The sequence below is a fragment of the Ralstonia sp. ASV6 genome, from assembly GCF_016429285.1.
Taxonomy (GTDB): domain Bacteria; phylum Pseudomonadota; class Gammaproteobacteria; order Burkholderiales; family Burkholderiaceae; genus Ralstonia; species Ralstonia flaminis.
Genome location: NZ_JAELUI010000199.1, coordinates 1 through 7,304, shown reverse-complemented (window position 1 = coordinate 7,304; position 7,304 = coordinate 1). Strand labels below are relative to the sequence as shown.

At 66.2% G+C, this 7,304-nt stretch carries 9 protein-coding genes and 1 pseudogene; 5 read left to right on the top strand and 5 right to left on the bottom strand.

Annotation, left to right across the window (positions count from 1 at the left end; translation table 11 throughout):
- The 4 genes and pseudogenes from JHD73_RS25350 to JHD73_RS25335 form a co-directional block, all read right to left on the bottom strand.
- Positions 1-580: pseudogene (locus JHD73_RS25350) on the bottom strand (peptidase M61); the annotation flags it as partial.
- A gap of 59 nt (positions 581-639) precedes the next feature.
- Positions 640-1,656, bottom strand: a complete 1,017-nt coding sequence (locus tag JHD73_RS25345; protein ID WP_199032928.1) for an MDR family oxidoreductase — start codon at positions 1,654-1,656, stop codon at positions 640-642.
- 78 nt (positions 1,657-1,734) lie between these two features.
- Positions 1,735-2,490, bottom strand: coding sequence for a DsbC family protein (locus JHD73_RS25340; RefSeq protein ID WP_199032927.1), 756 nt, complete (start codon positions 2,488-2,490; stop codon positions 1,735-1,737).
- 36 nt (positions 2,491-2,526) lie between these two features.
- Positions 2,527-3,822 carry a UbiH/UbiF family hydroxylase gene (locus JHD73_RS25335; protein WP_199032926.1) on the bottom strand — a complete coding sequence of 432 codons (1,296 nt, stop codon included), beginning with the start codon at positions 3,820-3,822 and terminating at the stop codon, positions 2,527-2,529.
- Between the two features lie 365 nt (positions 3,823-4,187).
- On the opposite strand from JHD73_RS25335, the gene JHD73_RS25330 reads away from it, so the two are divergent.
- Genes JHD73_RS25330 through JHD73_RS25320 form a run of 3 tightly spaced genes read left to right on the top strand, consistent with a single transcriptional unit; the run spans position 4,188 to position 5,429 of the window.
- Entirely contained in the window at positions 4,188-4,586 is a 399-nt protein-coding gene (locus JHD73_RS25330) for a hypothetical protein (protein ID WP_233177150.1), read from the top strand.
- A 10-nt stretch (positions 4,587-4,596) separates the two neighbouring features.
- Positions 4,597-4,929, top strand: coding sequence for a hypothetical protein (locus tag JHD73_RS25325; RefSeq protein ID WP_199032925.1), 333 nt, complete (start codon positions 4,597-4,599; stop codon positions 4,927-4,929).
- Between the two features lie 29 nt (positions 4,930-4,958).
- Complete coding sequence (locus tag JHD73_RS25320; RefSeq protein WP_199032924.1) at positions 4,959-5,429, top strand: lytic transglycosylase domain-containing protein; 471 nt, start codon at positions 4,959-4,961, stop codon at positions 5,427-5,429.
- On the opposite strand, the gene JHD73_RS25315 is transcribed toward JHD73_RS25320, so the two are convergent.
- The gene (locus JHD73_RS25315) at positions 5,423-5,800 is read right to left on the bottom strand and encodes a flagellar protein FliT (protein ID WP_199032923.1); all 378 of its coding nucleotides are present in this window, start codon (positions 5,798-5,800) and stop codon (positions 5,423-5,425) included. The genes JHD73_RS25320 and JHD73_RS25315 overlap by 7 nt on opposite strands.
- Before the next feature lie 475 nt (positions 5,801-6,275).
- On the opposite strand from JHD73_RS25315, the gene JHD73_RS25310 reads away from it, so the two are divergent.
- Together JHD73_RS25310 and JHD73_RS25305 are read left to right on the top strand one after the other, a co-directional pair.
- Positions 6,276-6,878, top strand: coding sequence for a DUF1326 domain-containing protein (locus tag JHD73_RS25310; protein WP_199032922.1), 603 nt, complete (start codon positions 6,276-6,278; stop codon positions 6,876-6,878).
- Between the two features lie 14 nt (positions 6,879-6,892).
- The coding region (locus tag JHD73_RS25305) for a DUF2182 domain-containing protein (RefSeq protein ID WP_199032921.1) at positions 6,893-7,304 on the top strand (412 nt) is incomplete at its 3' end.

Below are 7,304 nucleotides of genomic sequence, written 5' to 3'. Positions count from 1 at the left end.
AGGCCTCGAACGAGACCATCTCGAAGGTGCCCATCTCGACCGGGTGGTCGATCAGCTCGTCGTAGTTGGCGGCTTCGTACCAGCCGAAACCGTAGCGCTTGGCGCCAGCCTTGCCCTGGATACGGCCGGTGGCCTCGCGCAGCGCGGTGGCCACACGCCAGCTACGGTAGGCGTCCCCTGCGGGCGGCTGGATGTCGATCAGGCAACGCTGATCGTCCGCGCCTTCCACACGCAGGAAGACCGATGTGCCGTTGAAGAAGCCGTGCGTCGCGTCCAGGTGCGCGGCCCGCACCGACAGGTCCCACGCGTAGACGTCGTACGAAACCGTCAGCGGCCCGCTGCACGGTGTAGCCCACCAGGTGTCCTTGTCGACCTTGGTCAGGCGCACCGGCCGATCACCCGACGACGCCTCGATGCGCACGATGTTGCGCGCAAACTCCCGGATCATGTAGCTGCCCGGAATCCACGCCGGCAGCGAGAAACGCTGCCCCTGTGGATCTGGCGAATCGACCGTGACGGTGACGGTGAAAACATGCGCCTCGGGCGCGGCGGGGGCGATGGTGTAGCGGATCGGCTTCATGGCGGACATTGTAGCGTTGCCGTCCCATGCTGCCGAAGGCAAATCGTCCGGAAATCCGCCTAACGGTTGACGTCGACAACGACGCGCCCGCGCATCTTGCCGGCCATGATGTCGTGCGCAGCATCAATGGCCTCCGAGAGCGTCACCTCGCGTGTGATGGCCGCCAAGCGATCCGGCAGCAAGTCGGTCGCCAGGCGCTGCCATGCCGTCTGGCGTAGCGCACGCGGCGCCATCACGCTGTCGATGCCACACAGCGTCACGCCGCGCAGGATGAACGGGGCAACGGTGGCCGGAAAATCCATCCCCTGCGCCAGTCCGCAGGCGGTGACCACACCACCGTAGCGCACCTGGGCGCAGGCATTGACCAGCGTGTGCGACCCCACCGAATCGACCACCGCCGCCCAGCGTTCCTTCTGCAGCGGCTTGCCCGGCGCGGACAGCTCGGCGCGGTCGATCACATCGGCGGCGCCCAGGGCTTGCAGGAAATCCGCCTCGCTCGTCTTGCCGGTGGAGGCAACCACGCGGTACCCGAGCTTGCCCAGCAGCGCGATGGCGATCGAGCCCACGCCGCCCGAGGCGCCCGTCACCAGCACCTCGCCGTCGCCCGGTTTGACGCCGGCGCGCTCCAGCGCCAGCACCGACAGCATCGCCGTGTAACCCGCCGTACCGATCGCCATGGCCTGCCGAGCATCGAGCCCCGCCGGCAGCGCGACCAGCCAGTCGCCCGAGAGGCGCGCGCGCTGGGCGAGGCAACCCCAGTGCGCCTCGCCGACGCCCCAGCCGTTGAGGACGACCGCATCACCCGTTTTCCAGTCCGGATGCGTGGAATCCAGCACCACGCCCGCACCGTCGATGCCGGCCACCATCGGCCACTTACGCACGACGGGGCCGCGGCCGGTGATGGCCAGGCCATCCTTGTAGTTGATGGTCGACCAGTCCACGCGGATCAGCACGTCACCCGCGGTCACGCTGTTGGCCAGTGCTTCGGGCGTCGACAATGCCGCGTCATCCAGGTCAACGATGTGGGCCAGCGGTCCGCCATCCTGCTTTTCCAGCATCAGCGCGCGAAACGGCATGCCAAGTCTCCAATGGTGTTGTGAATGCGAGCGCCCAAAGAAAAAGCGCCGGATCAACCGGCGCTTCATCTGGGCAATTTACGACTTCTTGAGCGCAGCGAACTTGCGCTCCAGCGTGGCCGCATCGATCAGGCCCGGGGCCCGCGAGCCGTCCGGGAAGATGATGGCCGGCGTGCCGGTCACGTTGAGCGACTGGCCCAGCTTCAGGTTGGCTTCCAGCGGCGTGTCGCAGGTGCCGGCGCCGCCCGGGGCGGTCTTGGCGGTCATCCAGTCGCGCCAGGCCTTGGCACGGTCGGCCGAGCACCAGATCTGCTTGGCCTTGGTGTTCGAATCTTCCGACAGGATCGGGAACAGGAAGGTGTAGACCGTGATGTTGTCGACCTGCGTGAGCATCTGCTCCAGCTTGTGGCAGTACGGGCAGTTGGGGTCGGAGAACACGGCGATCTTGCGCGCACCGTTGCCCTTGACCCACTTCACCGCGCGGTCCAACGGCAGATCGGACCACTTGATGCGGTTCAGCTCGGCCAGGCGCTCTTGCGTGAGGTTGGTGGCGGTCTGCGTGTCGAGCAGGTCGCCGTTCAGGACGTAGCGGCCGGTGGCGTCGCTGTAGACGACCTGGCTGCCGAGGTTGATCTCGTACAGACCGGCCAGCGGCGACTTGCTGACGCTCTTGATCTCCACGTTGGAGCCCAGGGCCTTCTGCACCGTGGCCTTAACCTTGTCCAGTGCGGGCTCGGCGGCGCCCGCAGTCCCCGTCGTCAGCATGTAACCCGCGCCAATGGCGGCCACAGTAACCGCCGAGGCGATGGCCGCCACCCGAATACGAAACGACATAAAAGCTCCTGATACCCCGAAAGCGCTGATGATGCCTCAGCCCAGCGCGTGCTTAATCAATAAGCGTTTGATAAATGGCGTCATGCCCACCAGCGCCAAGCCCGCATTGCGTACCGTGCGGGGCAGCGCGCCCGGCAGGGCAAACAGCTTGTGCAGACCATCCGTGGCGGCCGTGAGCGACAGCAGGTCTTCGCGGCGGGCACGCTCGTAACGGCGCAACAACCTCAGATCGCCATGATCGCGCATGGTTTCACGTTCCGCCATCACCTTGCCAATTTCTGCGACATCCCGCAGACCCAGGTTCATGCCCTGCCCGGCCAGCGGATGGATCACATGGGCCGCATCGCCCACCAGTGCCACGCGCGGTGCGACCGCCCGGCTGGCGTGCTGCAGGATCAGCGGAAAGCCCTGCGCGGGGGTGATGTTCGACAGGCGTCCGAAGCGGGCGGCGATGGCGCCACCTGCGGCGGCCTCCACGGCACGGCAGAGCGCATCGGGCGACAGGGCCAGCAGTTCACGCGCGTGGTTCTCATCGGCTGACCACACCATCGAGACACGGCGATCGGGCAACGGCAGCATCGCGAGGATCTCGCCGCGCGCGGGTGTGGCGTCGTCGGCTGCGGCGGCCTGCTCGGCCGAGGTACCGAGAAACCACTGCCACGCGGTGTCCTGATGCCAGTGCTCGGCCTGGAAGTTGGCGACCACGCCCAGTTGGCGGTACGGCCGTACCTCAGCCCGGATACCGGCCTGCTCGCGCACCCACGAGTGCTTGCCGTCGGCACCGATCACGCATTCGGCGCGAATCACCTGCCCGTCGGCCAGCGTCAGGCGCACGGCGTCTGCTTCCATCTCGAAGCCGGTGGCGGCGTGGGGGAAGGTCTGCACGGTGTGGGCGAAGCGCAGCGCGGTTTCCAGCGCGCGCTCCACCAGTGACGACTCGGCAATCCACGCCAGTTGCGGCGCGCCGGCGGCGTAAGCGGAGAAATGCAGGTCGGGATGGAGGTGCTCGCCACGCGCGGCTGCATCGTCGCCAAAGATGCGCATGTCGTGCACCGGCTGCACCCGCGTCATGTCGAGCGCGGGCCAGATGCGCAACTGTTCCAGCAACGCCTGCGAACTGGACGAGAACGCGTAGACGCGCGCATCCCAGGCATCGGGCCCGGTGGGTGCGGGCGATGGCGCGGGCGGCGCAATCAGCGCCACGCGCAAGCCGATCTGCGCAAGCCGCAGCGCGCACGCGCGCCCGACGATACCGCCGCCAACCACCGCCAGATGGTAGGCCGGTGCCTCCTTGGAAGCAGCCTTGGGAGAGGAAAACGCGGGTGTATTCATGGTGCGCCGATTATAGCGGCGGGGGCCGGTGCGACTTTGCGGCCGCGCAAATGTGTCACGGCAGGCACCTGGCGCTGACATGGGTCAGTCGGTATTTACGCCTACTCCGTCATTGAGGTGCGTCTACATCACTTACAAAGATTGCGGCGCGGGATGCATTTTCCGGCCACCCGAAGTGCGCCCCGCATCCCGAAAGTGGTCACGTCTTGGCATGCCCGCCGACCCGCAATGTGACGCCATTTCCACCTGAAAAACAGCGCTCAAGTCATCGCCCGGGATGGACGATAAAAGCGGGGCAATTCGACGTTTTGACGCGCACGACCCGCCGATAGAGTGCGGGTCCGATCCATGGATTCCTGATCGCCATGTGGACTCTCTCCCATATGACACCGCTGCCCAGGCTGATTGCCGGCGCGGCATTGCTGGCGCTGGTTGGCTGCGCGCAGTTGCAGACGCAGACGCCGCCCGCGCCCAACGCCCGCACCGCACCCGCAGGTGAGGTCTTGAGCTTCACCATTCCGCCCGATGCACTGGGCGCGCATGATCCGCAACTGACTGCCGTGCTGACCAAGGCCGGCGCGCTGGCTGCCGCGCAGAAGCGCCCGGCGACGATCCAGGTTGCCGCGCTGGCGCAGGACTTCCGCTACCTGAACCAAGCGCTGTGGAATGGCGTGCCCGCGCAGCGCGCCGGTTATGTCCACCTGGAAAACCTGACCGTCAGCGCCAGCCAGCCGTATAGCGTGACGATCCGCACGCAGGATTAAGAGGAATGTCATGCGTATGACCCATCTACTCTTCCCACTGACCGTTGGCCTGTTAAGCGTGCCGGCATCCGCATTCGCCGCGCCACCCGATGCTTTGATGCCGGCAACGGCGGCGGCCGACAAGGTCTATCCGCCCCTGCCCTCGTTGGCGATGCTGCCGCCGGGCGGCGGCAGCGAGGTCGAACCCGCGCCCGCGGTACGCACGCGCGGCGGCAAACGCAAGGCGGCCTTCGTCCAGGTGCGCAAGGCAGCCGAGCCGGTGCCGCGCATGGTGGTGTCGGAGGCCTCGCACACGTATCTGGCCGGCATCGAGCATCAGCTTGAAGCGGCCTTGCCGAAGTAATCACTCACCGATCGCCAGCCGGAGCCGTCATGGTCGCCACCCCCACCCTTCGCTTGATTTGTGGCCGAGTTGGCGCAGCGCTTCTACTGGCGCTGTCCAGCTTTGCCGTCCATGCAGCGGGCGATTGCTTTGAGCAGGCTGGCGCCTACCAGGGCGTCAACCCGACAGTGCTGCGCGCCATCGTGTGGTTTGAGTCGAAGGGCGATGCCAATGCGGTGCACCGCAACGCCGACGGCTCGGTCGATATCGGCCAGGCGCAGATCAATTCGATTCATTTCAGTACGCTGGCGCGCTATGGTGTGCCGCGCCGCGCGCTGACCGACGCCTGCGTCAACGTGTTCGTGGCGGCCTGGCTGCTCAAGCAAAAAATGGTTCGCCACGGAAACACGTGGCGCGCGATCGGCGCGTACCACTCCGAAACGCCTGCGCAGCGCGATGCCTACGCGCGCAGCATCCAGCGCGTGCTGGTGTCGTGGGGGGAACTGCGAGGTGCTCAGTAGTACGAGACCGTGGCGTAGGCCTGACGGGCGCCGATGGAGCGGCGCTCACCGCTGACTAGGCGCATCAGTTCGTCCTGGCGCGGGCAGACCAGCGCACGCACGCGGGCATCGTTGGCCAGGATGCGCATCATCAGGTCGCGCTTGCGTTGCAGCTCTTCGCGCGACAAGGCTGGGCGCTGGGCGTGGCCCAGACGTTCCATGTAGACCGCGCATTCGCGTTCCAGCGCGCTCACACCGTCCCAATCCCCGATTTCAGCGGCTGCGACCATCTCTGCAGACAGGGTGGCGATGGCCTCGTAGCTGGCGAACAGGCTGTCGTTGCTGGCAACCACGTGGGTCGGGCGGGCGGCGGTGGCGACGGTCCAGGACATGCTGTGCTCCCCATGCAGATTTGTTGTTTGGAGCAAGACAGTGCAATAGGCATGCCCGGTCTCTGCGGCACCCGTCTTTGCCACATCAAAATTGGCTCAGGGCCTTATCCCGCCTGGGTTGACGGGCAGGCTGGGGACTTCCCTACCCCCTTGCCGACACCCACTGTGGACGGGGTTTTGCGCAAAGTTGTTACGTTTCTGGAACGTAACGCGTAACGGCCCCGTAACGCGTTTTCGGCCCGCGCCCCTGGCCCGCCGGGATTCGTCTTGCTTACCCAATGTGGCTTCCTAGAATTTGACAGTGGCGCGCCGCAGACGGATTGCGGGGCCGCTTTCGTCCGCTTGTCTTCGATACGGCAGGCTGTCTGCCTGCCCGTTTCCGACCCTCCATCCGGGCCAAGCCCTGACAACGTCCGCCTCGGCCGATTGCCGTGGTCGCGCGCGCATTCGTCAACCGCGTCGGCTGGAGGAAACCATGTCCTATCACCTGGAAGGTAGGCTGCTCGAAGTCTGCAACTGCCGCGTCCTATGCCCGTGCTGGATCGGCGAGGACCCCGATTTCAAGGTCTGCGACACCATCGTGGCGTGGCATATGGACCAGGGCACGATCGAGGGCGTCGATGTGTCCGGCTGCACCATCGCCGCTGTCGCCCGCGTGCCCGGCAACATTCTGGAGGGCAACTGGACGGCGGCGATCTTCCTCAACGATTCCGCCTCGGACGAGCAGGAGAAAGCCCTTCTCAAGGTCTACACCGGCCAGGCCGGCGGTCCGATTGCCGAACTGGCCAAGCTGATCGGCAAGGTCGTCTCGGTCGAGCGTGCGCCGATCACGTTCGACATCGTGGGCGCCAAGGGCACGCTCAAGATTGGCACCGATTACTACGCCGAACTGGAACCGTACATGGGCCCGACCGGCCAGCAGACCACGCTGTCGGACACCGTGTTCTCGACCGTGCCCGGTGCGCCGGTGTTCGTGGGCAAGGCGCCGGTCTATCGCTCGAAGAACGCGGACATCGGCATCAATGTCGACCTCCAGAACCACAACGCGCTGCAGAGTACGTTCCTGTTTGATGCGTGAGTGCTGCGGCAACCATGCGCGTCACTGCGTCCCGCCATCAGCGCGTCTTCCTGCCGGTGCTTGCCGGCTTGGTGACACTTGCCTGGCTCACGCTGTGGCTGTGGGCGCGCAGCCCATATGGCCGCTATCTGGATCATGGCGACTGGACGGCCTCCGGCCCGGCGGCGTGGCTGTGCCGGGTGGTGCCGGCAGGTTCGCTCGTCGTGCCGGCGGCGCTCTACGCATTGGCCTGGACGCTGATGATTCTGGCGATGATGCTGCCGACCACGTTGCCGCTGTTCCGGGCCTTTGACCGCGTCGTTGTGGGGCGAGCAGATCGCCAGCGCTTGCTGGTGTTGCTGGGCGCCGGCTACCTCACCGCCTGGAGCGTGTTCGGCCTGCTGGCACATGGGCTGCATGCGGTGCTGCTCGCTGGGGTGGCGCGGG

Bases quoted from the DNA above. Each gene is read 5' to 3' on its own strand.
- JHD73_RS25345 (WP_199032928.1), bottom strand. From the start codon at position 1,656: ATGCCGTTTCGCGCGCTGATGCTGGAAAAGCAGGATGGCGGACCGCTG.
- JHD73_RS25340 (WP_199032927.1), bottom strand. From the start codon at position 2,490: ATGTCGTTTCGTATTCGGGTGGCGGCCATCGCCTCGGCGGTTACTGTG.
- JHD73_RS25335 (WP_199032926.1), bottom strand. From the start codon at position 3,822: ATGAATACACCCGCGTTTTCCTCTCCCAAGGCTGCTTCCAAGGAGGCA.
- JHD73_RS25330 (WP_233177150.1), top strand. From the start codon at position 4,188: ATGTGGACTCTCTCCCATATGACACCGCTGCCCAGGCTGATTGCCGGC.
- JHD73_RS25325 (WP_199032925.1), top strand. From the start codon at position 4,597: ATGCGTATGACCCATCTACTCTTCCCACTGACCGTTGGCCTGTTAAGC.
- JHD73_RS25320 (WP_199032924.1), top strand. From the start codon at position 4,959: ATGGTCGCCACCCCCACCCTTCGCTTGATTTGTGGCCGAGTTGGCGCA.
- JHD73_RS25315 (WP_199032923.1), bottom strand. From the start codon at position 5,800: ATGTCCTGGACCGTCGCCACCGCCGCCCGCCCGACCCACGTGGTTGCC.
- JHD73_RS25310 (WP_199032922.1), top strand. From the start codon at position 6,276: ATGTCCTATCACCTGGAAGGTAGGCTGCTCGAAGTCTGCAACTGCCGC.